The following is a 24581-nucleotide window of genomic DNA, read 5'->3' on the forward strand; positions in this document are numbered from 1 at the left end:
CACTGCCGATCACCACTGGCGCCCAGCATGTCACCCGCCACTGACAACACGGTCGGACCAGAAGTTGATGCGCTCCCGTACGACGGGGTAGCCGGCCCTGGTGAAGTGTGCGGCCATGGGGAAGTTGGACCGATCGGTGGCGGCGGCGATGAAGCCGGCGCCCTGGGCCGCCAGGAAGTGGGTGCACTCGGTCAGCAGGTCGAAGGCGTAGCCGTGACCCCGCTGTTCCGGCACGACGCCGATGAAGCCGACGCAGGGTCCGGACGGATTGCGTGCGGGGATGTGGATGCCGACCGGCTCGCCCTCGGGCGTGCGGGCGATCCGCCACCAGTCGCGCGGGGACGCAAGCCAGTGAAAGACGTCCAGTTCCCGCTGCGCGGCCAGGTCCGGCCCGCCCTCTTCGAGCGCCCGGCGGGCGTGGGCGTCGAGGGTGACCGAGTGGATGCGGCGCAGCAGGTCGTGGAAGACGGCGTCGTCCGGCTCGGCGGCGAAGACGAGGCGGCCGGGGCGCTCGGGCAGGCCCCGGTCCGGGGTCCAGCGGTACAGGTAGCGCTCCACCAGCGGCGTGTAGCCGGCCGCCCGCGCGGCGGCGGTCCGGATGTCCACGGCGGTCCGCAGCCGGGGGTCGGTCCGCCAGCCGGCGGGCGCGTCGAGTTCGAGTTCGTCGGTCTGCCAGGGCGCCGTCCGCAGGAGTTCAGCTCCTGCCTCCTCCTCGCCCTCGGCCACGTCGAACCAGTTGATCAGGAGCGGCTCGGGGTCCTCGGGCCGGCCCCACCAGGCGGCGCGGGCCACGGTGCGGCCGTCGCGTACGGCGATGCGCTGCCAGTCGGGGCGGTAGCGGGTGTTGCGGTGCTTGTCACGCAGCGCCAGCGGGTCGGGCATGGTGTCGAAAAGGTGCGCGGTGCTCTCGTCGAGCGCGCGGATGACCGGGGTGGTCATGGATTCCTCCGGGATGCGTGCCGCGGTACGGCGGCGGGGACGCGCTCCCGGTCAGGCGTGGCACACCCGGGTGACGGTGAGGCGGGAGCGCGGGATGACAGTGGCCATGACGCTCGCCTCCTTCCGGTCCGTCTCGGGCATGCCGCGCACAGGCTATGCGGGGCGCACGCGGGCGTCCACCGCTTTTCGCGGGCCACGGCCGGGACGGGAGCTCGCGGGCCGCAGCCGGGACGAGGGCCCGGTGCCATCGAGGGGGAGGCCCTGGTGCGCGGGGCGGCGTAGCTTGGGGATGTGAGATCGATGCGCGGCGGGTCGTCGCATCGGGACCTGGAAGATCGCGGCTGGTTGCGGGGCGCGCCGCCGCCGTGGTGGGTACGGGTGCTGCCTGTGCTGCTGCTCGTGGCGATCACCGTGGCCACGGTGATCACTCCGGCCGCGCGGGACGCCGGCTTCCTCCTGGGCGCTATTCCGCCGCTGGCGGTCCTGTCGTACGGCCCGCTGGCGACCGCGGTCCTCGGTCTCGGGGTGGTCGCGGTGCTGAATATCCCCGCCACCCATCTCAACCGCCCCGGCAACACCGATCTGCTCAGCATCGTGTTCGTGGCCGCGCTGAGTGTGTTCGTGTCCTACGTGCGCAGTCGCCGGGACGCCCAGCTGGACACGGAACGGGCGATCGCCGAGGCGGTGCAGCGGGCCGTGATGCCGCCGCTGCCGGAGCGCGTCGGGCAAGTGGGCTGCGCGGGCTTCTACCGGGCCGCGCAGGACGGGACGCTGGTGGGCGGGGACTTCTTCGACGTACGGGACGGCCCGTACGGGGTGCGCGCGGTGATGGGCGATGTGCAGGGGCACGGGCTGTCGGCGGTCGCGACGGTGGTGTCGCTGCTGGGCGCCTTCCGCGAGGCGGCGCTGGAGCAGCCGGACCTGGAGTCGGTCGCCGCGCGGATGGACCGCAGGCTGGCGGTGGACTCGGCGGGCGTGCGCCACGCGGAGCTGTTCGCCACCGGGGTGCTGCTGGAGTTCTCCGCCGACGGCCGTGCCGTGCGGGTGGTCGCCTGTGGTCATCCGGCGCCCGTGCTGCTGCACGAGGAGGACGCCCTGGAGGTGACGGTCGCGCCGGGACCGCCACTGGGGCTCGGGCTGGTCGGCGCCGGCCCGCCGAAGGAGGTCACCGTGACGCTCGGGCCGGGCGACCGGCTCTTCCTGGCCTCCGACGGGGTGTGGGAGGCCCGGGACGCCCACGACGCCTTCTATCCGCTGTCCGCGCGGCTGGCCGCCCTGACGGGAACGGCGTCCGCCGAGCTGCCCGGGACGGTGTGGACGGACCTCGTCGAGCGGGGCTACGAGGTCCGGGACGACGTCACCATGCTGGTGCTGGCGCCCGCACCACCGGTCGCGTGACAGCCATGCCGGTCAGCCCACGTCCCACAGGAAGCGGTGGGTGTGGATGCCGAAGTACGGGAACGACTGGATCTCGCGGACGCCCTCCAGGGGCCGTACCACGTCGTTGACGAAGTCCAGCAGGGCCTTCGGGCCGGGGGCGACCACCTCGGCGAAGAGATCGAATCCGCCCGAGGTCAGCACCGCGTAGACGACCTCCGGGCGTTCGGCGAGGGCGTCGGCGACGGCGCGGGGATCGCCGTCGGCACCGATGCCGAGCAGGGCCATGGCCTGTCCGCCCATGGCCATCGGATCGGTGACCCCGACCACCTGGACGGCCCTGGAGTCCAGCAGCCGCTGCAGCCGCTGCCGCGCCGCCGAGGCGGACAGGCCGACCTTCGGGCCGAGGTCGGCGTAGGCGATACGGCCGTCGGTCTGCAGCTCGCGCAGGATGGCCCGGTCGATCTCGTCCACGTGTGTCCTCTCGGGTAGGGGTGGCCGGGGCTTCAGTCCGCGAGCTCGGCGAGCGCGGCGGCGAAGACCTCGGTGTGGGTGTCGACGTCCTGCTCGGTGGTGTCCGGGCACATGAGCGCCATGTTGTGGAACGGGGTCAGCAGGATGCCCCGGTTGGCGAGGTAGAGGTGCAGGAAGTCCTCCAGCTCCGGGTCGGAGACGGCCGCGGACTCGGTGCCGGTGCGCGGCGCCGGGGTGGTGAAGCGGTACTCGGTGCGGGCGCCGAGCCGGCTCACCGACCAGGGCAGTCGGTAGGCGTCGATGCCGGCCCGGACACCCGCCTCGAAGCGCTCGGAGAGCTTGGTCATCCGGGTGAACGCCCCGTCGGTGAGGACGTGTTCGAGGGTGGCCCGCATCGCGGCGACCGAGAGCGCGTTGCCGGCGAGGGTGCCGCCGACGCCGCCCATGTCGACGAGGTCCAGGTCGGTGCGGGCCAGCAGCCGGTCGGCGAGTTCGGCGGACAGCCCGTAGGCGCCGGCCGGGATGCCGCCGCCGATGGCCTTGCCGATGGTCAGCAGGTCGGGTTCCAGGTCCCACGCGGCGGTGCAGCCGCCCGGTCCGGCGGAGAAGGTGTGGGTCTCGTCGTTGATGAGCAGGCTGCCGTAGCGCCTGGTCAGCTCGCGGACGCCGGTGAGGTAGGCGGGCTCCGGCAGGACGATGCCGATGTTGGTGAGGGCGGGCTCCATCAGGACGGCGGCGACGTCACCGTGGGCCAGCTCGCGCTCCAGGCCGGCGAGGTCGTTGAACTCGGCCACCCGGCTGGTCAGGGTCACGTCGCACGGCGCGCCGACGTTGCCGGGGCGGGCGGTGCCCGCGCCGTCCGGGCCGACGACGATCAGGGACTCGTCGACGCTGCCGTGGTAGCAGTAGCTGTTCACAAGGATCTTGGGGCGCCCGGTGACGGCCCGGGCCAGCCGGATCGCCCAGCGGTTGGCGTCGGTCGCGGTGAGCGAGAAACTCCAGCGCGCCAGGCCGAACCTGCGGGTCAGCTCGGCGCCGACCCACTCCGCGTCCTCCGTCGGCAGCATGGCCGTGGCCCCGCCCAGCTCGGCGAACCGGCGCTGCACGGCCTCGGTGACCGGGGCGGGCGAGTGGCCGGCCATGGCACCGGTGTCGCCGAGGCAGAAGTCGATGTACTCGTGCCCGTCCACATCGGTGACCCGTGCGCCGCGCGCACCGGCCAGGTAGCGGGGAAAGGCACCGGCCGTCTTGTTCATCCAGGTCATCGGCACCCGGCCGAAGAGGTGGCCGGCCCCCGCATAGGCCGCGCACGAGCGCGGGCCCAGGCGCTCGGCCTCGGCGCTCTCGCGGGCCAGGAGGGCGTGCAGGCGCGTGCGGTCCATGGAGTACCTCGCTGGAGAAGGAGATGATTTGGGCGACTCTACGATCGAAATAGCAGCTCACTCAACATCTGACGCATGAATCAACTGTCAGCACGCTCGAATCGAGCGAGGAGTCGATGTCCGACCACTGTGCGGGTGACGCGCCCCCTACGCCCAACTGACGAACCCGCAGCCGGAGTTCGAACGTTCCGCCGCAAACGCCAGGGTTCGCCACCCCTTCCGTCGCGTAGAAATATCTACGAGCATGCATATGCCGAGGGCAGGCGGACGAAGACACCCGGAGCGGTGCATGACGAACACGATGTGGACGCGGGGCGTGGAGTGGCTGGCCGCGGCGGCGGCGGACCCGCGCTCGTGCAAATGGGAGTGGGATCACGGCGAGGGCATCGCCCTGCTGGAGGCGGGCCGCTTCTGGGACGTGCTGAGCGTCCCCGAGCGGCTGGGCCTGCTCACCCTCGACCTGCTGTTCCGGCCCGGAATGCCCGTGCCGGGGCCGACGCTCGTCGACACCGCGGCGGGCCGGGTCGGGTTCTTCCTGCCGCCGGACCCCTCCGGGGGCTGGGTGGGCGCGGGTCTGCGCCACGCGACCAGGGGAGCCTGGGTCGCCGTACCGCCGCCGTACCGGCCCGCGCGTTTCCTGGAGTGGCTCGTGCCGCCGGACGGCTCCGGCGTGCTGCACGCGCCCGGTGTCCTGGAGGAGTCGCTGCGCCAGGCCAACGGGACCCTCGCCGTCCTCGCGCCGGTGTGCGGGCAGTGACGGTTCAGGCGCGTTCGGGCGTGGGCCGCGCACCCGGGCCGGCTCCGGGGAGGGCGGCCGAGAGCGCGCCGGTTTCCGCGGGCACGGTCCGTCCCTGCGCCCGCCACTCGGCGACGAGTCCGGCGTAGATCGGCTCACGCGCCCGGTCCACCTGCGCCGGCCGGCCCGCCCGGCGAATCCGGTCCAGACGGTCGAGCCAATCCAAGCGGTGCGCCGGATCGAAGCGGTTCATGCCGGGGCAACGCCCGGGGCCCGTGACCGGTACGGCCCGGCCCAGAGGCTCACCGGGTCGGGTGAGGCCGTCGCCGGAACGGGGCCTTCCGCCAGTCGGACAAGCATCCCTTCGGCAGGCGTCGCAGGGGGGCGGCCGCCGCTACCGCCCGGCGGGCGCGGCGGGGGGTGCGCTCCTATGCTGGGTGGGTCAGGGCTCCGACGTCCCGCTCAGCGCACGCTCGCCTCCCCCGTGCTTGGAGTCAGCCCATGTCGATGTCCGCACGCCTGAGGGGGGCCGCGGTCGCCGTCGCGGTGGGGACGCTGCCGGCGCCGGTCGCCAGCGGGCCGGTATGGGCGTCCCCGGCCGCCGTGCCGGCCGCCCTCACCGCCGACTCGCCCGGCCCGAGCCCCTTGGGCACCGCCGTCCGCGACCTCACCCCCGGCGTGGCACGCCAACTGGACGCCGCCGTGCGCACGGTGATGCGGGAAGCGGACATCCCCGGGGTGACAGTGGGCATCTGGACGCCGGGGCAGCCGAGTTACGTCCGCTCCTTCGGGGTCGCCGACAAGGCCACCGGCCGGCGGATGGCGCCCGACCTGTACCTGCGCATCGGCAGTGAGACCAAGACGTTCACCGTGACCGCGCTGCTGCAGCTGGTGGACCGGAAGAAGGTGGGCCTCGACGACCCGATCGGCACGTACGTCGACGGCGTGCCGAACGGCGACAGGATCACGCTGCGTCAGCTCGCCGACATGCGCAGTGGGCTGTTCAACTACTCCGAGGATCCGGGCTTCGACAAGGCGCTCACCTCGCACCCGCAACGGCCCTTCACGCCGCAGCAGTTGCTCGCCTACTCCTTCAAGCACCCGGTGCTGTTCCAGCCGGGGCAGAGGTTCTCCTACTGCAACACCAACCTGATCCTGCTCGGCCTGGTGGTGGAGAAGGAGAGCGGCCAGCGGCTCGGGGACTACATCAGGCAGCACGTCCTCGATCCGGCCGGCATGGATCACACGCTCTTCCCGGCCGGCAACGAGTTCCCCGCCCCGCACGCGCAGGGCTACACCGTGCAGACGGCGAACGGCGAGGAAGCCGACGCGGCCGACTGGAATCCGTCCTGGGGCTGGGCGGCCGGCGCGATGATCTCGGACCTGCGGGACCTGCACACCTGGGCGCCCACCGTCGCCACGGGCCGGTTCCCGGACGGCAGGCGGATGGTGAGTGCCGCCACCCAGAGGCAGCGGCTGATCACTCCGGGAACCGGCACGATCAAGGGTGCCGGATACGGTCTGGGCATCTTCGACGTCCAGGGCTGGATCGGCCACAACGGCTCCCTGCCGGGCTACGAGTCGCTGACCGTCTACCTGCCCGAGACCGAGACGACGCTCGTGGTGCTGCTCGACACGGACACCGACTACCTGTCCCAGGAGCCCAGTACGGTGCTGGGCAGGGCCATCACGAAGATCATCTCGCCGGGCCACGTGTACGACCTCCCCGTCACGCGGACCGGATGAGCCGGGCAGGCACGCGGGGCCGCGACCGGTCCCCCGTTCCGGTCGTGCCCCGCGGACTGCCGAAGCTACGTGCGCTGCCGGACCCGGGGTAGTGCATCCATGCCCGGCAGGGCCCGCACGGGGCTCACCGCTGCACAGACGCGTCCGGTTGGTCCGCCTTCGCCGCGCCCGGGCCGGGTACGCCGAGGCCGGGCACGGGCAGTTCGCCGGTGACGAGCTGGGCGAGGACGACCTCGTACAGGTCGGTGCCGCCGGCCGTCAGCCGGCGTTCCAGGATCCCTTCGGCGGCTCGCACGTGTTCGCGCACGGTCTGGGCGTGTACGCCGAGGGCCCGGGCGGCGTGTTCGGCGTGCGCGTCGGCCCGGGACCAGGCGCGCAGGGTGCCCCGCAGATCCCGGCCGTCCTCGTCGAGGCGGCCGAGCAGCCCCTCCGCCCAGGAGCGCAGCGCGCCGGTCGCGAGCAGCTCGGCGAGCCGGATCCGGGCCGGCGGACCGGATGCGCCGCCGGCCGGGTCGTACGGGCCTTGTGCGGCCTCGGTGTTGAGGGCGGCGTGGACGACGGCGCGGACGGGCAGCCGGGAGAGGTCGGCGCCGAGCAGGGCGGCGACCCGGTCCATCCGGGCGCGGACCGTGTTGCGGCTGACCCCGAGCACCTTGGCCGCGTTCACGGCGGTGAACTCCAGGCCCAGCCGGGTGGTGGCGAGCAGTTCGGCGCGCACGTGGTGCGCCAGCGCATCGAGCGGGCGCAGCACGGCGGCGGCCCAGATCCGCAGCGCCTCGGGGTCCATGAGCTGTGCGGGGCGGGTGCGGGCGGCGTAGACGGCGTACCGGTCGGGCCGGAAGCGGGCCACGGCGAGGGCGGTGACGGCCTGTCCGTAGGCGGTGGCGGTCAGGGCGAGGCGCTGCCGGGGGCTGCCGCCGAGGAAGGTGCCGGGCCGGTCGCCGACGAGGGACCGCAGCCGCTCCCCCACCTCGGCGGACGGGCCGACGACGATGACGTGTTCGTCCACGGCGGGGCAGCGCACGACGAGCGCCCGGCCCTCGGTGGCGTCCACGCACGCGTCGGCGAGCCGGTCGCGTTCCTCGGCCGTGTCCTCCAGGACGTAGACACGGGCGGTGTCCTGCTCCAGCAGGCCCGGCCACAGCCCGGCGGCGACCCGGCGGGCGGAGACGGTGTCCTCCACCATGAGCAGTTGCAGGATCGCCAGCCGCAGATCGGTCGTGGCCCGCCGCAGCCGCCGCGCGGACTCCGCCGACTCCCGCTCCCTGAGCAGCAGTTCCACTACGCCGGCGGTGTGGCCGAGGATCTCGGTGGTGCGCCGGTCGAAGGGCTCCGTGCGGGCCACGGCGAGGACGGCTCCCGCCGCCGGGCCGGGCCCCGGCTGCCGTATCCCGACCAGCCGCACGTGCCGTGCTCCGTCGCCCAGGGAGGCGGCGGAGACCCGGCCGGCGGCGACGCCGGCGACGACGACGGGGTCGAGCGGCAGCCGCTCACCGGCGAGCAGTCCACCTCGGTCGTCCTGGAGGCACACCGACGCGCTCACGGTCCGGGCGAGCCAGTCGACGAGCCGGCGCGGATCGCGTCCGGTGGGCCGCAGCTGGTCCAGCAACTCCCGCGCCCAGGCGCCGTCCCCGCCGTACGGCTGCTGGAACGCCGGGCCCTCGTCCGGTCGGCCGGCCACCTGCCGCTCTCCTCGCTCCGTGTTGACCTGGACTGACGCATCCGCACGTTACCCGACGCGGTCGTGCACCCACGCCGGACAGGGCTCCGCCGGCGGCCCGGGGGGGGGTGGGCCGCCGGCGGAGACCACGAGTCCGGAGCCGGGGGGAGGGCCTCGGACTGCTCACGGGTCGGATGCCCCGAAATCCGGGAAGTACGCGAACGGCGTCGAGCGGGCCGTGCGGAGCATCCGTATGAAGCCATGGCTGTGGCGCGGTGCCCACGGAACCGCGGTGCGCGCCCGCCGCCCGCCTCACGGCATAAGCTCGATGAATGGCGAAGTACTTCGACGTGCACCCCGAGAACCCGCAGCCGCGCAGCATCACCCAGATCGCCGACGCGGTCCGCTCGGAGGCACTCATCGCATACCCGACCGACTCCTGTTACGCGCTGGGCTGCCGGCTGGGCAGCCGGGACGGCATGGACCGGATCCGTTCCATCCGCCACCTGGACGACCGGCACCACTTCACCCTGATGTGCCGGGACTTCGCCCAGCTCGGCCAGTTCGTACGGGTGGACAACGACGTCTTCCGGGCCGTGAAGGCGTCCACGCCCGGCAGCTACACCTTCATCCTCCCGGCCACCCGCGAGGTGCCGCGCAAGCTGCTGCACCCGAAGAAGAAGACCGTGGGCGTCCGCATCCCCGACCATGTCGTCACCCAGGCGCTGCTGGCGGAGCTGGGCGAGCCGCTGCTGTCCAGCACGCTGCTGCTGCCGGACGAGGAGGAGCCGCTGACGCAGGGCTGGGAGATCAAGGACCGGCTCGACCACGCGGTGGACGCGGTGGTCGACTCGGGCGACTGCGGCACCGAGCCGACGACGGTCGTGGACTTCTCCGGCGGCGAGGCGGAGATCGTGCGGCGGGGCGCCGGGGACACCAGCCGTTTCGAGTGAGCGCGCGGCACTCCCGGTGCGGGGACATGGATCTTGCATGACAGCATGGGCGCAGCCGAGGCGTCGAGGGGCCGTCGCCGCCCGACGCCCATGTTCCCCAGGGAGGTCCGCCCCACCATGACCGATGTCCAGGCGACCGATCTCGACATCACGACCGAGGACGGCGTCGCCGACGCCTACCTCGCCCATCCCGCCGACGGCCGTCCCCGTCCGGGCGTGCTGGTCTACCAGGACGCCTACGGCCTGCGGCCGCATCTGCGGTCGATGGCCGGCCGGCTGGCCGCGGCCGGCTACACCGTGCTGGTGCCGAACGTCTTCTACCGCATCCGCCGCACCCCGGTGGTCGAGCTGCCCGAGTTCATCGACCCGGCCGCCGATCCGACCATCTGGGAGCGGCTCGGCCCGGTCGTGGCCTCGCTGACTCCGGAGCTGATCGCCCGGGACGCGGGCGCCTATCTGCAGTGGCTGGCCGACAGCCCGCTGGTCGCCGACGGGCCGGTCGCGGTGGTCGGCTACTGCATGGGTGCCCGCCTGACCCTGTGGACGGCGGGCGCGCACCCCGACCGGGTCGCGGCGGCGGCCGGCTTCCACGGCGGCGGCCTCGCCACCGACGAGCCGACCAGCCCGCACCTGTCCGCCCCGGACATCACCGCGGAGCTGTACTTCGGACACGCCGACAACGACCGGTCGCTGCCCCCGGAGCAGATCGAGCGCTTCGAGAAGGCCCTGACCGATGCCGGGGTCCGCCACACCTGCGAGGTCTACCCGGGCGCCCCGCACAGCTACACGCAGGCGGACACCCCGGCGTACCGCAAGGAGGCCGACGAGCGGCACTGGGCGGCCCTGCTCGGCCTGCTCGAGCGGACCTTCTGACACCGGCTCACGGCGCCTGCCACTCGGCGGGCGCCGTATGCGGATCTGTTCCTTGCATTGACATGGACGCGTGTCAGTACGAGTCTGAGAGCGCTCTCAGAACAGGTACGGACCAATACCCGTACGACCCCGACCCCACACGGAGGCAAGAGAGTGCCACATCAACTCACCCGACCCATGCTGCCCTTGGCCGCCGCCGCGGCCCTGGTCGGCGGAGTGCTCGCCCTGGGCGCCCCCGACCGCGCCGGGGCCGCCGTACCGGACACCATCCCGCTGAGGATCACCAACAACTCGGGCCGCTCCGAACCCGTCTACGTCTACGACCTCGGCACCCAGCTGTCCTCCGGGCAGCAGGGCTGGGCCGACGCGAACGGCGGCTTCCACGCCTGGCCGGCCGGCGGCAATCCGCCGACGCCCGCACCGGACGCGGCGATCGCCGGCCCGGCCCCCGGGCAGTCGAAGACCATCCGCATACCGAAGTTCTCCGGCCGTATCTACTTCTCCTACGGCCAGAAGCTCGACTTCCGGCTGACCACCGGCGGTCTGGTGCAGCCCGCCGTGCAGAACCCCTCCGACCCCAACCGGAACATCCTGTTCAACTGGTCCGAGTACACCCTCAACGACTCCGGACTGTGGCTGAACAGCACCCAGGTGGACATGTTCTCCGCCCCGTACGCGGTCGGCGTGCAGCGCTCCGACGGCAGTGTGAGCAGCACCGGGCACCTGAAGTCCGGAGGGTACAACGGCTTCTTCAACGCGCTGCGCAGCCGGTCGGACGGCTGGTCCGGCCTGATCCAGACCCGCTCCGACGGCACGGTGCTGCGCGCCCTGTCACCGCTGTACGGCGTGGAGACCGGGGCTCTCCCGGCGAGCGTGATGGACGACTACGTCAACCGGGTCTGGCAGAAGTACTCGACATCGACGCTGACCGTCACGCCGTTCGCCGACCAGCCGAACACCAAGTACTACGGCCGGGTCTCGGGCAACGTCATCAACTTCACCAACGCCTCGGGCGCGGTCGTCACCAGCTTCCAGAAGCCGGACGCGGACAGCGTCTTCGGCTGCCACAAGCTGCTCGACGCGCCGAACGACACCGTGCGCGGTCCCATCTCCCGTACGCTCTGCGCCGGTTTCAACCGCTCGACGCTGCTGGTCAACGCGAACCAGCCGGACACCTCGACGGCCGCCTTCTACCAGGACGCGGTGACGAACCAGTACGCGCGCGCGGTGCATGCGCAGATGGCCGACGGCAAGGCCTACGCCTTCGCGTTCGACGACGTCGGCAACCAGGAGTCGCTGGTCCACGACGGCAGCCCGCAGCAGGCGTATCTCACGCTGGATCCGCTCAGCTGACATGCCGCGGCCCCGCACCGCGCGGGTGCGGGGCCGCGAGGGGTGACTCAGCCGGTCGTCAGGGCGGTGTCGTCCACGACGAAGCTGGTCTGCAGCGAGGAGTCCTCCACGCCGTTGAACTTCAGGGTGACCGTCTGGCCCGCCAGCGAGGACAGGTCGAAGGTCTTCTGGCCGTACCCGGAGGCCGCGTTGAGGTTCGAGTAGGTCGCGAGGGTCTTCGAACCCGCGGTCACCGTCAGCTTGTCGTACTGGGTGCTGGTGGTGGTCTCCGAGGTGTCGATGTGCAGGTAGAAGGTCAGGGTCGCCTTGCAGCCCGCGGGGATGGTCACCGACTGGGACAGCGTGTCGGTGTGCGAGGAGCCGTAGCCGTCGAGCCAGGCCTTGTAGGAGCCGCCGTGGGCCGCCTCACCGGTGTCGGTGGTGATGACACCGCTGGTCGCGCTCCAGCCGCTGCCTCCGGACTCGAAGCCCGGGTTGCTCAGCAGCTGGGTCGAGGTGCAACCGCCGCCGCCGCTGGAGTTGACCGTCCAGGTGAAGGTCGCCGTACCGGTGGCGCCGGTGGAGTCGGTCACCGTCACCGTGGTGTTGTAGGTGCCCGCCGTGGTGGGCGTGCCGGTGATCAGGCCGGTGGAGCTGTTGATCGACAGGCCCGCGGGCAGGCCGGAGGCGCTGTAGGACAGCGCTCCGCTGTTGGTGCTGCTCGCCTGGACCTGCAGGCTCACTGCGGTGCCGACGGTCGAGGTCTGGTTGCCCGGGTTGGTGACCGTCACTCCGCTGCTCGGCGGTGTGATGTGGCTGCCCACGTTGATGCCGGCGAAGGCGTTGCCGACGCCCGCGTACTGCGTGGAGTTGGCGCCGTACAGGGCGGCTGCCGCGTTCAGGGCGGCGGTGCGGGCGCCCGCGTAGTCGGTGCTCGACGTCATGTACGTCGTCAGCGCCTTGTACCAGATCTTCAGGGCGGCGTCGCGTCCGATGCCGGTGACGGCGACGCCGTCGGAGGTCGGGCTGTTGTAGGTCACACCATTGATGACCTTGGTGCCGCTGCCCTCGGAGAGCAGGTAGAACATGTGGTTCGCCGGGCCCGAGGAGTAGTGCACGTCCAGACCGCCGACGCCGGAGTACCAGCTGTCGGCGGAGCTGCCGTCCTTGCTGGGCTTGTCCATGTAGCGCAGCGGGGTGCCGTCGCCGTTGATGTTGATCTTCTCGCCGATGAGGTAGTCACCGGGGTCGGCGGAGTTGTTCGCGTAGAACTCCACGCCGGTGCCCATGATGTCGCTGGTGGCCTCGTTCAGGCCGCCGGACTCACCGCTGTAGTCCAGGCCCGCGGTGTTGGCGGTGACACCGTGGCTCATCTCGTGGCCGGCCACGTCGAGCGAGGTCAGCGGGTCGTTGTTGTTCGAGCCGTCGCCATAGGTCATGCAGAAGCAGCTGTCGTCCCAGAAGGCGTTGACGTAGTTGCTGCTGTAGTGGACGCGGCTGTAGGCCGCGACACCGTCGTTGCGGATGCCGCTGCGGCCGAAGGTGTTCTTGTAGAAGTCCCAGGTCTCCTGCGCCCCGTAGTGGGCGTCCGCGCCCGCGGTGGCGGCGTTGGAGTTGGTGCCGTCGCCCCAGGTGTCGTTGCTCTGCGAGAACAGCGTCCCGGTGCCCGAGGTGCCGTGGTTCAGGTTGTACGTCTTGTGGCCGCCGCGCGTGGTGTCGTTGAGCGTGTACGTCGAGCCCGACTGGGTCGTGGTCAGCGTGACCTGCCCGCTGTAGTGGGTGTTGCCGACGCCGGTCTCGATCGCCTGGAAGCGGTACAGCTCCTTGCCGGTGGTGGCGTCGGTGATGACGTGCAGCCGGCTGGGCGTGCCGTCGTCCTGGAAGCCGCTGACGACCGTCTCCCAGGCGAGCCTCGGGGTGCCGGTACCGGCCCAGATCACCTTGCGGGCGCTGTCGGTGGCGGGCTTCTTCGCGTCGAGGGCCTTGGCGGTCCTCAACGCCTTGGCCTCGGCGGCCGACTTGGCGAAGGTCGCGGTGGTGGAGGCGACCTGGATCCTGTGCTTGTTGTTGAAGGTGGTGGTCACGGCGCCCGCGGCGAGGGAGGCCGGCGGGGTGTGCACGACGAGGTCGCCGCCGAGGACGGGAAGTCCGGCGTAGGTGCGCTCGTAGCGGGTGTGCAGGGTGCCGTCGTTGTCCTTGACGACGTCCTTGACGACCAGCTTCTCCTTCGCCCCGAGCCCCAGGGTGCGGGCGGTCGCGGCGGTCTTCTGCTGGGCGCTGCTGATCAGCGCCTGGTGCTCGGCCGGGCTGAGCCTGGCCTCCAGGCCGCCGGTGCGCAGCGGGCCGGGGTGGGGAGCGGCCGGCTTGGCGACGGCCGGGGCGGCCTGCACGCCGAGGGCGAGGAAGGCCGCGGCGGAGACCAGGGCGGCTCCTGCCGTGGCACGCTTGTGGGGAAGGCGTCTGTGGGGTCTCACTCGTACTCCTCCTGCTGCGGCCGCCGGGTCGCGACCGGTGACAGACGGGCAGCCGGGTCTGCTGCCCGGGTGAGCTGAGCTGTGCGGACCGTGGATCCGTGTGCGGGTTGTGAAGGATCGACGTGCGCACGCGGAGGATGACAGGGTTGACCAGGCCATGTCATCACCGTTGCGGTCAATCGAGGGATTTCCCTATGAGGCGGCTCGGGGCCGGACGAGGCGGCTCGGGGCCGGGCGGCACCCAGATGCCGGCGCAGGAACCGCGCTCGGTGCCTCAGCAGATCGTGGGTGACGTCGGTGCCGATGGGCCGGCGGCCCGCCAGGGCAGGAGCAGCACCTGGAGAGACACGACCAACCGGCGTACGGCCCGGGCCGGGGCCGAGGGCCCGGGTTCGGATGCAAAGGCGCCGTGACAGGATTCCCGATCATGAGAATGGAACGAGGAGACCGGCCCGTCGCCCTGGTCACCGGGTCCACGTCGGGGATCGGGGAAGCGGTCGCACGGCGGCTGGCGGCGGACGGCATGCGGGTGGTCGTGCACTCGCGGAGCAGTACCGCGGCCGGGGAGGCGCTGGCCCGCGAGCTCGGCGGGGTGTACGTGCGCGCGGACCTGGCGGCGGAGGAGGAGGCCCGCGGGCTGGTGGCGGCGGCGCTCGACCGGCACGGGCGGCTGGACGTGCTGGTGAACAACGCCGGCATCAGCCGGCAGATCCCCCACGACGACCTGGCCGCGGCCGCCCCGGCGGACTGGCGGCAGCTGCTGGAGGTCAACCTGATCGCGCCATGGGTGCTGTGCACCGCGGCTCTTCCGGCACTCCGCGAGTCCCCTGCGGGTGGCAGCATCGTGAACGTCACGAGCCACGCCGGCGTGCGCCCCAAGGGCGCCTCCGTGCCGTACGCGGCGAGCAAGGCGGCGCTGAACCATGTCACCCGGCTGCTCGCGGCCGCGCTCGCGCCCGGCGTGCGGGTCAACGCGGTGGCGCCGGGGCTCGTGGACACGCCCATGACCAAGGACTGGACCCAGGCACACGAACTGTGGCACGAGCGCGCACCCATGCGCCGCCCGGCCCAGCCCGCCGACGTCGCCGACCTCGTGGCATCCGTGATCGCCAGTACCTATCTGACAGGCGAAGTCATCCTGCTCGACGGCGGATTGAACCTGACCTGATCACGAGCGGCGGCGTCACGATGCCCGGGCGGGTCCCCGGCGGGCGACAGCCGGCCCGCCCGCTGGAATGCGCATGACACCTGGGCGTCGCGCCTCCCGTCTCGCCGCGGGTCTCACAGACGTACCGTCATCGCGACGGTCACCTCGTCACCCGGCGCGAGGCCCTCCGGCCGGCGCACGGCGCTCTTGAGCGGCAGCAGGTATCCGCCGTCCTTGGGGAAGAGGGACGTGGTGAAGTCCGTGCCGCCGATTCTGGCCTCGACCGGGATCACGCCCCAGCCGTAACTGGCCGGCGCGGCCACGTCACGGATGTCGGCGGACTCCGCGTCCGGCACGGCGACGAAGTAGTACGGCGCCGGCCCCCGCCACTCCACGACCCGTCCGGCGAAGGCGAGTTCCATGGCCTGCCTGCCCCTCTCCCGAAGCGGCCTCCCAGCGTACCGGCCGCGGCCCCGCCAAGCGCCCCTGACCGGCGCGTTGTACCGTGCACGGTGTGTCTGACTCCTCGCGCGATACCGCACAGGGCGCCGGCTGGGGCCCGGCCGAGCCCGGCGCCTACAAGCAGCTGATGCCGGACCACGTGGAGAAGCTGTCGTGGCTGAATCCACGGACGCTGTGGGCCGCCCGCAACGGCGTGCTGGCCTCCTGGTTCGGCGACCCCACGGGTCGCACCCGCAGCCGCTGGGTGGCGCGCCGGCAGGCGGCCGGGGCACCCGCCGACAAGGTGATCGAGCAGCAGACCGGCGACCGGTTCTCCTTCATGGTCATCGGCGACACCGGCGAGGGGGACGACCCGCAGTACGCCGTGGTGCCCGGGTTCCTGAAAGCGAGTCAGGGCACGGACTTCGCGGTGATCGCGAGCGATGTGATCTATCCCGTCGGCAGCACCGAAGACTACGGCAGCAAGTTCTTCCGCCCCTACCAGGACTATCCGGCCCCGATCTATGCGATTCCGGGCAACCACGACTGGTACGAGGATCTCGGCGCCTTCATGCGCGTCTTCTGCGCCGACACCCCGCCGCTCGACCCCGAGCCCCGGCCTCGCCCGCTCGGCCGCGCCTGGTGGCGGTCCCTGCTGTGGCACCGGCCCCGGCCGGCCGACGAGCAGCGGCTCGCCGCCGCCCGGGAGTTGCGGTCCGCACCCGCCCAGCAGGCCGTGCAGCCGGGACCGTACTGGGCGATCGACGCGGGTCCGGTGCGGATCGTCGGCATCGACACCGGTCTGCTCGGTACGATCGACGCCGAACAGGGCGCCTGGCTGCGCGAGGTGTCCCGGGGCCCCAGACCGAAGATCCTGATCACCGGTTCGCCGCTGTACGTCGACGGCGAGCACCACCCGTGCGCGATCGAGGGCGGCGGGACGGTCGACGCCATCGTCCGGGACCCGGAGCACCGCTATGTGGCCGCGATCGGCGGCGACATCCACAACTACCAGCGCTATCCGGTCGACGTGGACGGCCGCACCGTCCAGTACGTCGTCGCGGGCGGCGGCGGGGCGTTCATGCACGCCACGCACACCATCCCGCGGATCTCGGTCGCGGGTGTCACCGAGCGGGACTTCCGCTGCTACCCCCTGCGCGGCGATTCCCTGGCCTTCTACAGCCGCCTGTACGGCCGCCGGCTGCTGTTGCGCCGCTTGTTCACCCTGACCGAGGCGGAGGCCACGGCGGTCGTCGCCGACCGCCTCGGCATCGAGCCGGGCCGCAAGCCCGCCCCCGACGCCCGGGTCACCCGGCGCACCCGGCTGGTCGCGAGCCTCCTCGGCGCCGGTGGCCGCCCCGACCGTACGTCCCGGGTCCGGCTGCCCGTGCGCAAGGCCTACACCCAGCTGTTCTCGCCCGGCTCGGCGACCTACAGCCCGCCGTTCTTCAAGTGCTTCCTGCGGCTGGACGTGGCCCCGGACGCGGTCCGGCTGCGCTGCTTCGCCGCGACCGGCAACCGGGCACAGGAGCTCGATCCGCCGGTCGAGGACGAGGTCGTCATTCCCCTGAAGTGATCACACGGTTGTCACACCAGCCTGCCAGAATCGAAGGGCGAAGCGCCCTACGACCGCTGGAGGAGCCATGCCGCCCACGCCCCGCCCGCTGCGCAAGCTGGGCTTCCTCACCATCGGCCTGTTCGACCCGGCGGATCCGGCCCTGGGGCACCAGTCCACGCTGGAGATCATCGAGCTGGGTGAGCGGCTCGGCTTCGACAGCGCCTGGCTGCGCCACCGCCACCTGCAGTACGGCATCTCCTCCCCGGTCGCCGTCCTCGCCGCCGCCTCCCAGCGCACCCGCCGCATCGAGCTGGGCACCGCGGTGATCCCGCTGGGCTGGGAGAACCCACTGCGTCTCGCCGAGGACCTGGCGACGGTGGACGTCCTGTCCGGGGGCCGGCTGAACCCGGGCGTCAGCGTGGGCCCGCCGATGCACTTCGAACAGGTCAAGGACGCCCTGTACCCGGACACCGCCGACACCGAGGACTTCTCCTACGAGCGGGTGCGGCGGCTGCTGGACCTGGTGCGGGGCAAGCCCGCGACCGACTTCAGCGGGGTCGAGGGCTTCGAGGTGTTCTCCGATGTGGTCCAGCCGCATTCCCCGGGACTCGGCCGGCGGCTGTGGTACGGCGGCGGGAGCCTGGGCTCGGCGCGCTGGGCGGGCGAGCACGGCATGAACTTCCTGACCAGCAGCGTGGTCAAGGCGGAACAGCCGGACGGGCCATGGGACTTCGCCGAGATCCAGCTCTCCCTCATCCGGGAGTTCCGCGACCGTCACCCCGACGGCGAGGCGGCCCGGGTCTCGCAGGGCCTGGTCGTGATACCCACTGACTCGGCGAGCGACGAGCAGCGCGCCAAGTACGAGGCGTACGTGGCCAAGCGGCTGCCCCGGACGGCCTCACCGCAGGGCCCGGGCCGGCTGCTGTTCGCCCCGGACCTGGTCGGCACCTCCGAGGAGATCGCCGAACGGCTGCACGCACACGCCGCGTTCCGGGAGGTGGACGAGGTGGCCTTCGCACTGCCGTTCACCTTCGACCACGAGGACTACGTACAGATCCTCACGGACATGGCGACGAAGCTGGGCCCCGCGCTGGGGTGGAAGCCGGCCGGCTGAGCGCCGGTTCCCGTCAGTCCACGAGCAGCACGAGCTTGCCGCGCACCGTCCCGGCTTCGCCGACGCGGTGGGCGTGGGCCACCTCGGTCAAGGGGAAGGTCCGGCCGACCTGGACGGAGAATCGTCCCGTTTCCGCCATGTGGGCGACCTGGGCCAGCGCGTAGGTGGCGCGGCCGGTGTCGCCGCGGCTGAAGCGGATGCCCGTCTGCCGCGCGCCGCGCAAGTCGGCGACCGTGATCACACGCTCGGGCGCGCCCGCGAGTTCCGCGAGTTCGGGAAGGACGCCGCTGCCGGCGACGTCCAGTGCGAAATCGACACCCGACGGCATGATCTGCCGGACTCGTTCCGGCATCCCGTCGCCGTATGCCACCGGCTCGGCCCCGAGCGAGCGGAGGGCATCGTGCGTGCCCGGACTACCCGTGCCGATGACGCGCGCACCGCGCTCCACGGCGAGTTGGACTGCGGCACTCCCGACGCTGCCGGATGCCCCGTTGATGAGCACGGTGCTGCCCGCTGTGACACCGAGCTGGTCGAGCGAGCGCGCCGCGGTCTCGGCTGCCGCGGGGATCGCCGCGGACCTCGCACAGTCGAGCGAGGCCGGGACCGGCGCCCAATCGGACAGCACGGCCGACTCCGCTTGGGCGGCTCCGTACGGTGAGGCTCCGAAGACCCGGTCGCCAACCGCGACACCCGAGACATCGTCGCCGATCTCGTCGACGATGCCCGCGGCCTCATGGCCCAGGGTCTGTGGCAGTTCCCGGTCCATCAGGCCCTGACGCTTTTTCCAGTCGCTGGCGTTGATCCCCGCGGCACAGACCTTGATCCGTATCTCTCCGGCGCCGGGACGGGGATCGGGGAGGTCGACGATCTCAAGAACCTCCGGGCCGCCGAACCGGCTGAACCGTACTGCCCTCACGACACACTCCTTCCGCGGAAGGAGTGGCGGATCGTCCGACACCGCGTGTGCGCGTACTCCCTGTCCGGCCATCCGTCCGGCCCAGAGCACGTTTCTACTCCGATGCACCGACCCTATGTCATGGCCGCCCACCGTGGCGAGCCGCCTCCGGAGCCACCTCGACCCACACGGCCGGGACCGGACCAGCTCCGGGCGGTCCGAGGTGAGGCCGCCGGGCAGCGCGCGAACGACACGCACGGACGGGAGGAGCTGTCGGCCGCTCACGGGCGCCCTGCCCGGTTACCGCGCCGGGCCGGTTCACCAGCGGCCCGGTTCCGTGCCCACCACCGCCTCCGACCGCCTCCCGTCCACCCCCACCGGCACCTCCCCCGCGAGCATCACCCGGTGCATGATGCGGGCGGAGCCGACGTGGGCGTGGTCGCTCGGAGCCAGGTGGATGGTGGCCCGGTTGTCCCAGAAGGCGACGCTGCCCCGCTCCCAGCGGAAGCGGACGGTGTACTCGGGGCGGACGGCCTGCTCCAGCAGCATCTCCAGCAGTGCCGCGCTCTCCGGGCGGGAGACGTCGGTGATCTGTTCCAGGTAGTAGCCGTTGACGAACAGCACCCGCTCCCCCGTCTCCGGATGCACCCGGACCAGCGGGTGCACCGAGGCCACCTGGTGGTCGAGGAGATGACGAAGGTAGGCGTCGTCGCCGGGCCGGGGCTGGTAGCCCACGCCGAGCCGGTGCTCGGCGCGCAGCCCGTCCACGAAGGCGCGGACCGGTGCGGACAGGCCGGCGTAGGCGGCGGCCAGGTTGGCCCAGGTGGTGTCGCCGCCGTACGGCGGGACGGTCTCGGCGCGCAGGATGGTCGCGGCGGGCGGGTCGATCCGGGCGCCGTGGTCGCAGTGCCAGCCGCGCAGCAGGGTGTGCCGGCGGCGCCGCAGCCACTCCTCGTGCTCCATGCCGAACCGCCCGCCCAGCTCCAGCCGGTCGGCGGTGGTCTCCACCTCGGGGAAGCCGGCCGGTGAGGCGCTGCCCCGCCGGCCGAGCACGACGGGTTCGCCGAACCGGCGGGCGAAGGCGACGTGCCCGGCGTGGTCGAGGTCCTGTCCGCGGAAGAACACCACCTTCCAGCGCAGCAGGGTCCGCCGGATCAGGGCCACCACGGCGTCGTCCAGCGGCCCGGCGAGGTCGACGCCGGTGATCTCGGCGCCGATGTGCCCGGCGGCCGGCGTCACCGCCACGCCTGGAACCTTCGGCTCCACGCCCTCGGCCCGCTCCGTCTGATCCGCGGTGGCCCTGTGCGTCGTCATTGCGCGCTCCCGTGCTCGTCCGAACCGGCTCCACCGAAGATCGTGGCACCCCTGGCCCTCACACGGCGAACTCCCGGACGACCGTGTTCCGGAACACCGCCGTGCCGCCGGCCGCGAAGAGGGCCAGCCGGTCGTCCACCAGATACGGGAACACCTCGCTGGAGTGCACGTACCGGCCGTCGTCCACGAACATCTCGACCGAGGTGCGGTCCACCAGGATGCGCAGCCTGACCCGGCCCGCGCCGGGGTCGAAGGGCGTACGGCTCTCCTGCCGGTTGCCACTCGTGTCGGGGCCCACGGTGCCGCGCCGGTTGAGGAAGGCGTAGTCGCTCCACACCCCCGCGTCGACGTGCCGGCCGCCGTCGGGTGAGCGGCGCAACTGCACGCCCGCTCCGGTGAGTCGGGACCAGGTGATCTCCGTCGTCAGCTCGTAGGAGATGCCCGAGTAGTCGAGGAGGCGGGTGCCGTCGACGGTGAGGTCGCCGAGGTTCACGGTGCGCGAGACGTAGGAGTCGAGCGCGGGGACGGGGCGGGAGGCCAGGTAGTAGGAGCCGGAGGCGGACTTCACCAGCGTGATCTCGCGGACGATCGAGTCGGTGCCGTTGAATCCGTCCGCGTCGATCGTGGGTGTGGTGTGGGCGTACGCCCAGTTGTTGAGCCAGCCGAGGGCGTAGCGCGCGGCCGGGTCCGGTGAGCCGTCCGCCCGCCGTTTTTCGAAGGTGACCGCCGCGTACCAGTCCCAGCCGTGGTCGAGCCACTGCGGGTCGGGGGAGTCGGGGGTGAACGAACCGCCGTCGAAGGAGCCGGTCCAGTAGGCGTACGTGGCCGGCTGCCCGGACCCGGTGCCGTCCGCGCTCGCCCCCAGCACCCACTTCGCCGTGCCGTCGTCGGCGGTGATCCTGAACAGGTCGGGGCATTCGAGCACACCGATGCCGTCCTTGACGTAACCGCCCGCGTGGGTCCAGGACTTGAGGTCGGCCGAATGGTAGAAACCGACCCTGTCGCCCTGGGCGAGGACCATCACCCAGCGGTCGTGGTCCTCGTCGCGGATCACCTTCGGATCGCGGAAGTCGGCGCCCACACCCGGACTGGCCAGTACGGGGCCGGTGCCGTAGTTCGTGAACGTCCGGCCGCCGTCCGTGGAGTGGTACAGGAACTGCTCCTGGTGGTCGGTGCCGCCGCCGGGTGACATCGTGACGACGGCGACCACCGCACCCGCGCCGAAGCCGGCCGTGTCGCCGCTGTCGACCACGGCCGAGCCCGACCAGACGTCGCCGTTGACGGTGGTGTCCTTGGGCACGGCGATCCCCCGGTCGGTGAAGGAGACCAGGTCGGTGCTGGTGGCCAGGCGCCAGGCGGTGCCCACCTCGCCGCCGTCGAGGTAGTCGGCGTTGTAGAGGTAGTAGTAGTGGTACTCGCCGTCGATCCACACCGGGCGCTGGGGGTCGTTCTTCCACTGGTCGGGAACCGTGAAGTGGTAGCCCGCGCGGTAACTCAGGCAGCTCCGCGCCGACTTGGGTCTCGGATGCGGCCCGGCGCCGGCGGGTGCCGCGGGCAGCAGTGCCGCGCCGGCTCCGGCGGCGGTCGCGGCGAAGAGGGATCTTCTGGTCGGGCCACGCATCACGCATCGGTCCTCTCGTGACGGTCCATGGCACCAGGACTGTGGGACCTAACTCGTTAAAGGTCAAGCGTTCCCACGCCTTGACAGGGACGTAACACGCTTCTCATCATCTGGGTCGTCTCACTTTTGCTAACACGAGTTAGGCACCTGGATGACCGACTCGCACCTCTCCCGCCGCGCACTGCTGCGCTACGGCGCCTACGGCGCGGGGGCCGCGGCCCTCGCCGGCACCGCCGCGAGCTGGGACCGCCTCACCGGAGCGGACATACCGGGTCGCGACGACGGCTCCCTGGTCGTCGCGACCCTGGGTTCCGCGTTCTCCCCGGACGGAATCCGCGCGCTGGTCACCGGCTTCCGCAGGCTGCACCCCGACATCAAGGTCCGCATCAACGCCGTGCAGGCCGTGGACTGGTCGGACTTCTTCGCCAAGATCCTCACGCAGATCGCGGCGGGCACCGCGCCCGACCTGGTCTATGTGGCCACCGAGGGGGTGCAGTTGTTCGCCCGGCACCTGGGCGTGGCGCTGGACCGCTGGGTGCAGCGGGACGCGGCGGAGCTGACGGAGTACTTCGCCGACGTCCATCCCTCGCTGGTGGAGTCGATGATGTACGAGGGCAGCCTCTACCAGCTGCCGATCGAGTTCAACGCGGCCGACATGTACCTCAACACCCGGGTGGTGCGACGAGCGGGCGCGGACCTCCCGGCGGACGGCTGGACCCGGGACGACTTCACCGCGCTGCTGCGCCGGATGAAGAAGGCCAACGACGCGCACTTCACGCCGTACTTCTGGACGAACCGGCTCTGGGGCGGGGTGGTGCCGTGGCTGTTCGCGAACGGCACCAACCTGCTCGCCGAGTCCAAGGCCCCCGGCGGCCGCTGGCTGTGGGACGCCTTCTATCCGGCGGCGCAGCGGCAGGGCCGCGGCGGCGGCTTCCGCTGGACGACCCCGCAGGCCACCGGCGCCCGGGTCGAGGAGGCGTACGACTATCTCGCCGCCCTGATCGAGGAGGGGCTGTGCACCCGGCCCGAGGGCGGCAACGGCCAGAACCTCATCGGGGTGTTCTCCACCGGCCGGGTCGGCGTGACGCCCGCCGGCGGCTTCTGGGCGGGCGGTCTGCATCTGGCCGGCATGCCCGACGACGCCTTCGACGTGCGGTACTTCCCGCGCTGGCGCACCCAGCGGCACCAGTTCGGCGCGGCCGGATACGCGCTGCTGCGCACGTCGAAGAAGCAGGACGCGGCCTGGGAGTTCATCAAGTACTCGGCCCGGCTGGACACCCTGACCGAGCTGTTCTCGACCAACCAGACCACCCCGGCCCGCCGTTCGATGCTGACCACGGCCCGCTACCGGGAGACCGGCCCGGCGCACTGGCGGGTCTTCTACGACACCCTCGACAAGTTCCCCGACACCGGCCCCATTCCGGCCCCGCCGCAGGTCGCCGAGGTGGCTCAGGTACTGCTCAAGCACACCGGGACGGCTCTGGCGAGCCCGCGCTCGGTCGGGCCGGCGCTGCGGCGGATGCAGGGCGATCTGGAGAAGGCCATGGAGCGTGACGTATGACGGACACGACCAACGCGACGGACGCGGCGGACGCCCGGATCGCCGCCGTACCGACCCGGGCAGCGGGCCCGCGCACGGTGGCCGGACGGCGCTCGGCGCGCGAGCGGGGCACGCGGCTGCTGGCGGCGCTGTTCCTGGCCCCGACCGTGGTCGGGATCGTGGTCTTCACGGTCGTACCGATCATCGGCTCGGTCGTGTTGAGCCTGTTCCACTGGAACGTGATCGACTCGCCCGGCTTCGCCGGAACGGCCAACTACCGTGAGGTGTTCACCGATTCGACCGTGTTGGTGTCGTTCCGCAACACGCTCGTCTTCATGGTGTTCGCGGTCGCCGCACAGCTGCTGATCGCGCTGTCGCTCGCGCTCACCCTGCAGGGTCGGATGCCCACGTGGCTGCGCTCGGTCTTCCGCTCGGCGTTCTTCTTCCCGCTCGTACTGTCGGCCGCGTCCATCTCGGTCGTGATGAAGTACCTGTTCAACCAGGACTTCGGAGTGGTCAACTGGCTGATCGGGTTGATCGGGATGGCTCCCGTGCCCTGGCTGACCTCCGAGCACGGAGCGATGGCCACGGTGATCATCGTGTACGTCTGGCAGCAGTTCGGCTTCTCGTTCCTGCTGTTCGTGGGCGGCCTGAACAACATCCCGAAGGAGATCCACGAGGCGGCCTCGCTGGACGGCGCGACGGGGCTGCGCAAGCACCTCGCCATCACCCTCCCGCTGCTCTCCCCCACCCTGCTGGTGGCCTCGGTGGTCGGCATCATCAACGCCCTGCAGGTCTTCGAGCAGCCGTACGTGCTCACCGACGGCGGGCCCGGCGACTCCACCCGCACGGTCGTGATGGTCATCTACGAGAAGGCCTTCGAGCAGCTGCGCTTCGGCGAGGCGTCCGCGGTGGGCGTGCTGCTGTTCGTGCTGATCATGGCGGTGACCGCCGTCCAGTTCCGGCTCAGCCGGCGTTTCGTCCACTACCAGTGAGCCGGGTGAT

Annotated in this window: 21 protein-coding genes; 11 read left to right on the forward strand and 10 right to left on the reverse strand. The window is 71.9% G+C overall.

All coding sequences use genetic code 11. The annotated features are described in order from the left end of the window. Positions 1-30: 30 nt before the first annotated feature. The gene (locus FB563_RS34275; protein WP_055706048.1) at positions 31-939 is read right to left on the reverse strand and encodes a GNAT family N-acetyltransferase; all 909 of its coding nucleotides are present in this window, start codon (positions 937-939) and stop codon (positions 31-33) included. A gap of 300 nt (positions 940-1239) precedes the next feature. Between FB563_RS34275 and FB563_RS34280 the strand changes: the two genes are divergently transcribed. After that, positions 1240-2337, forward strand: coding sequence for a PP2C family protein-serine/threonine phosphatase (locus tag FB563_RS34280; protein WP_199832803.1), 1098 nt, complete (start codon positions 1240-1242; stop codon positions 2335-2337). A gap of 12 nt (positions 2338-2349) precedes the next feature. Here FB563_RS34280 and FB563_RS34285 read toward each other — a convergent pair whose 3' ends face one another. Beyond that, a complete protein-coding gene (locus FB563_RS34285; protein WP_055706050.1) occupies positions 2350-2790 on the reverse strand; it encodes an Lrp/AsnC family transcriptional regulator in 441 nt (146 codons plus the stop codon). A 32-nt stretch (positions 2791-2822) separates the two neighbouring features. Beyond that, complete coding sequence (locus FB563_RS34290; protein ID WP_079048751.1) at positions 2823-4172, reverse strand: transaminase; 1350 nt, start codon at positions 4170-4172, stop codon at positions 2823-2825. Positions 4173-4461: 289 nt separating this feature from the next. Between FB563_RS34290 and FB563_RS34295 the strand changes: the two genes are divergently transcribed. After that, the gene (locus FB563_RS34295) at positions 4462-4929 is read left to right on the forward strand and encodes a hypothetical protein (protein WP_055706051.1); all 468 of its coding nucleotides are present in this window, start codon (positions 4462-4464) and stop codon (positions 4927-4929) included. A 4-nt stretch (positions 4930-4933) separates the two neighbouring features. On the opposite strand, the gene FB563_RS34300 is transcribed toward FB563_RS34295, so the two are convergent. Then, the gene (locus FB563_RS34300; RefSeq protein ID WP_055706052.1) at positions 4934-5161 is read right to left on the reverse strand and encodes a hypothetical protein; all 228 of its coding nucleotides are present in this window, start codon (positions 5159-5161) and stop codon (positions 4934-4936) included. A gap of 254 nt (positions 5162-5415) precedes the next feature. Here FB563_RS34300 and FB563_RS34305 point away from each other — a divergent pair, with 254 nt between their 5' ends. Then, complete coding sequence (locus tag FB563_RS34305) at positions 5416-6654, forward strand: serine hydrolase domain-containing protein (protein ID WP_411573181.1); 1239 nt, start codon at positions 5416-5418, stop codon at positions 6652-6654. A gap of 124 nt (positions 6655-6778) precedes the next feature. Here FB563_RS34305 and FB563_RS34310 read toward each other — a convergent pair whose 3' ends face one another. Beyond that, positions 6779-8335 (reverse strand): helix-turn-helix domain-containing protein, encoded by a 1557-nt coding sequence (locus FB563_RS34310; RefSeq protein ID WP_055706054.1) that lies wholly within the window; start codon positions 8333-8335, stop codon positions 6779-6781. A 311-nt stretch (positions 8336-8646) separates the two neighbouring features. On the opposite strand from FB563_RS34310, the gene FB563_RS34315 reads away from it, so the two are divergent. The 3 genes from FB563_RS34315 (at position 8647) to FB563_RS34325 (ending at position 11493) form a co-directional block, all read left to right on the forward strand. Further along, a complete protein-coding gene (locus FB563_RS34315; protein WP_055706055.1) occupies positions 8647-9267 on the forward strand; it encodes an L-threonylcarbamoyladenylate synthase in 621 nt (206 codons plus the stop codon). 117 nt (positions 9268-9384) lie between these two features. Further along, positions 9385-10140 carry a dienelactone hydrolase family protein gene (locus FB563_RS34320; RefSeq protein WP_055706056.1) on the forward strand — a complete coding sequence of 252 codons (756 nt, stop codon included), beginning with the start codon at positions 9385-9387 and terminating at the stop codon, positions 10138-10140. Between the two features lie 177 nt (positions 10141-10317). After that, complete coding sequence (locus FB563_RS34325) at positions 10318-11493, forward strand: glycoside hydrolase family 64 protein (RefSeq protein ID WP_055706057.1); 1176 nt, start codon at positions 10318-10320, stop codon at positions 11491-11493. 47 nt (positions 11494-11540) lie between these two features. Here FB563_RS34325 and FB563_RS34330 read toward each other — a convergent pair whose 3' ends face one another. Beyond that, the gene (locus tag FB563_RS34330; protein WP_055706058.1) at positions 11541-13946 is read right to left on the reverse strand and encodes a M4 family metallopeptidase; all 2406 of its coding nucleotides are present in this window, start codon (positions 13944-13946) and stop codon (positions 11541-11543) included. Between the two features lie 427 nt (positions 13947-14373). Here FB563_RS34330 and FB563_RS34335 point away from each other — a divergent pair, with 427 nt between their 5' ends. Further along, entirely contained in the window at positions 14374-15114 is a 741-nt protein-coding gene (locus FB563_RS34335) for an SDR family NAD(P)-dependent oxidoreductase (RefSeq protein WP_055706059.1), read from the forward strand. A 113-nt stretch (positions 15115-15227) separates the two neighbouring features. Here FB563_RS34335 and FB563_RS34340 read toward each other — a convergent pair whose 3' ends face one another. Then, positions 15228-15515: a DUF1905 domain-containing protein gene (locus tag FB563_RS34340; protein WP_055706060.1), complete on the reverse strand. Its 288-nt coding sequence runs from the start codon at positions 15513-15515 to the stop codon at positions 15228-15230. 92 nt (positions 15516-15607) lie between these two features. On the opposite strand from FB563_RS34340, the gene FB563_RS34345 reads away from it, so the two are divergent. Together FB563_RS34345 and FB563_RS34350 are read left to right on the forward strand one after the other, a co-directional pair. Continuing rightward, positions 15608-17110, forward strand: a complete 1503-nt coding sequence (locus FB563_RS34345) for a metallophosphoesterase family protein (RefSeq protein WP_107100609.1) — start codon at positions 15608-15610, stop codon at positions 17108-17110. Between the two features lie 67 nt (positions 17111-17177). Further along, positions 17178-18206: an LLM class flavin-dependent oxidoreductase gene (locus FB563_RS34350; protein ID WP_055706062.1), complete on the forward strand. Its 1029-nt coding sequence runs from the start codon at positions 17178-17180 to the stop codon at positions 18204-18206. 13 nt (positions 18207-18219) lie between these two features. On the opposite strand, the gene FB563_RS34355 is transcribed toward FB563_RS34350, so the two are convergent. The 3 genes from FB563_RS34355 to FB563_RS34365 form a co-directional block, all read right to left on the reverse strand. Next, positions 18220-19122 (reverse strand): NADP-dependent oxidoreductase, encoded by a 903-nt coding sequence (locus FB563_RS34355; protein WP_055706063.1) that lies wholly within the window; start codon positions 19120-19122, stop codon positions 18220-18222. Positions 19123-19419: 297 nt separating this feature from the next. Next, entirely contained in the window at positions 19420-20415 is a 996-nt protein-coding gene (locus tag FB563_RS34360; protein ID WP_055704092.1) for a TauD/TfdA dioxygenase family protein, read from the reverse strand. A gap of 58 nt (positions 20416-20473) precedes the next feature. Beyond that, entirely contained in the window at positions 20474-22036 is a 1563-nt protein-coding gene (locus tag FB563_RS34365; RefSeq protein WP_055704093.1) for a glycoside hydrolase family 32 protein, read from the reverse strand. Between the two features lie 151 nt (positions 22037-22187). Between FB563_RS34365 and FB563_RS34370 the strand changes: the two genes are divergently transcribed. Beyond that, a complete protein-coding gene (locus FB563_RS34370) occupies positions 22188-23597 on the forward strand; it encodes an ABC transporter substrate-binding protein (protein ID WP_055704094.1) in 1410 nt (469 codons plus the stop codon). Beyond that, positions 23594-24571 (forward strand): carbohydrate ABC transporter permease, encoded by a 978-nt coding sequence (locus FB563_RS34375; protein WP_055704095.1) that lies wholly within the window; start codon positions 23594-23596, stop codon positions 24569-24571. Before FB563_RS34370 ends, FB563_RS34375 begins: the two co-directional genes overlap by 4 nt. Positions 24572-24581: the final 10 nt, after the last annotated feature.

The sequence above is a fragment of the Streptomyces puniciscabiei genome (assembly GCF_006715785.1).
GTDB lineage: Bacteria > Actinomycetota > Actinomycetes > Streptomycetales > Streptomycetaceae > Streptomyces > Streptomyces puniciscabiei.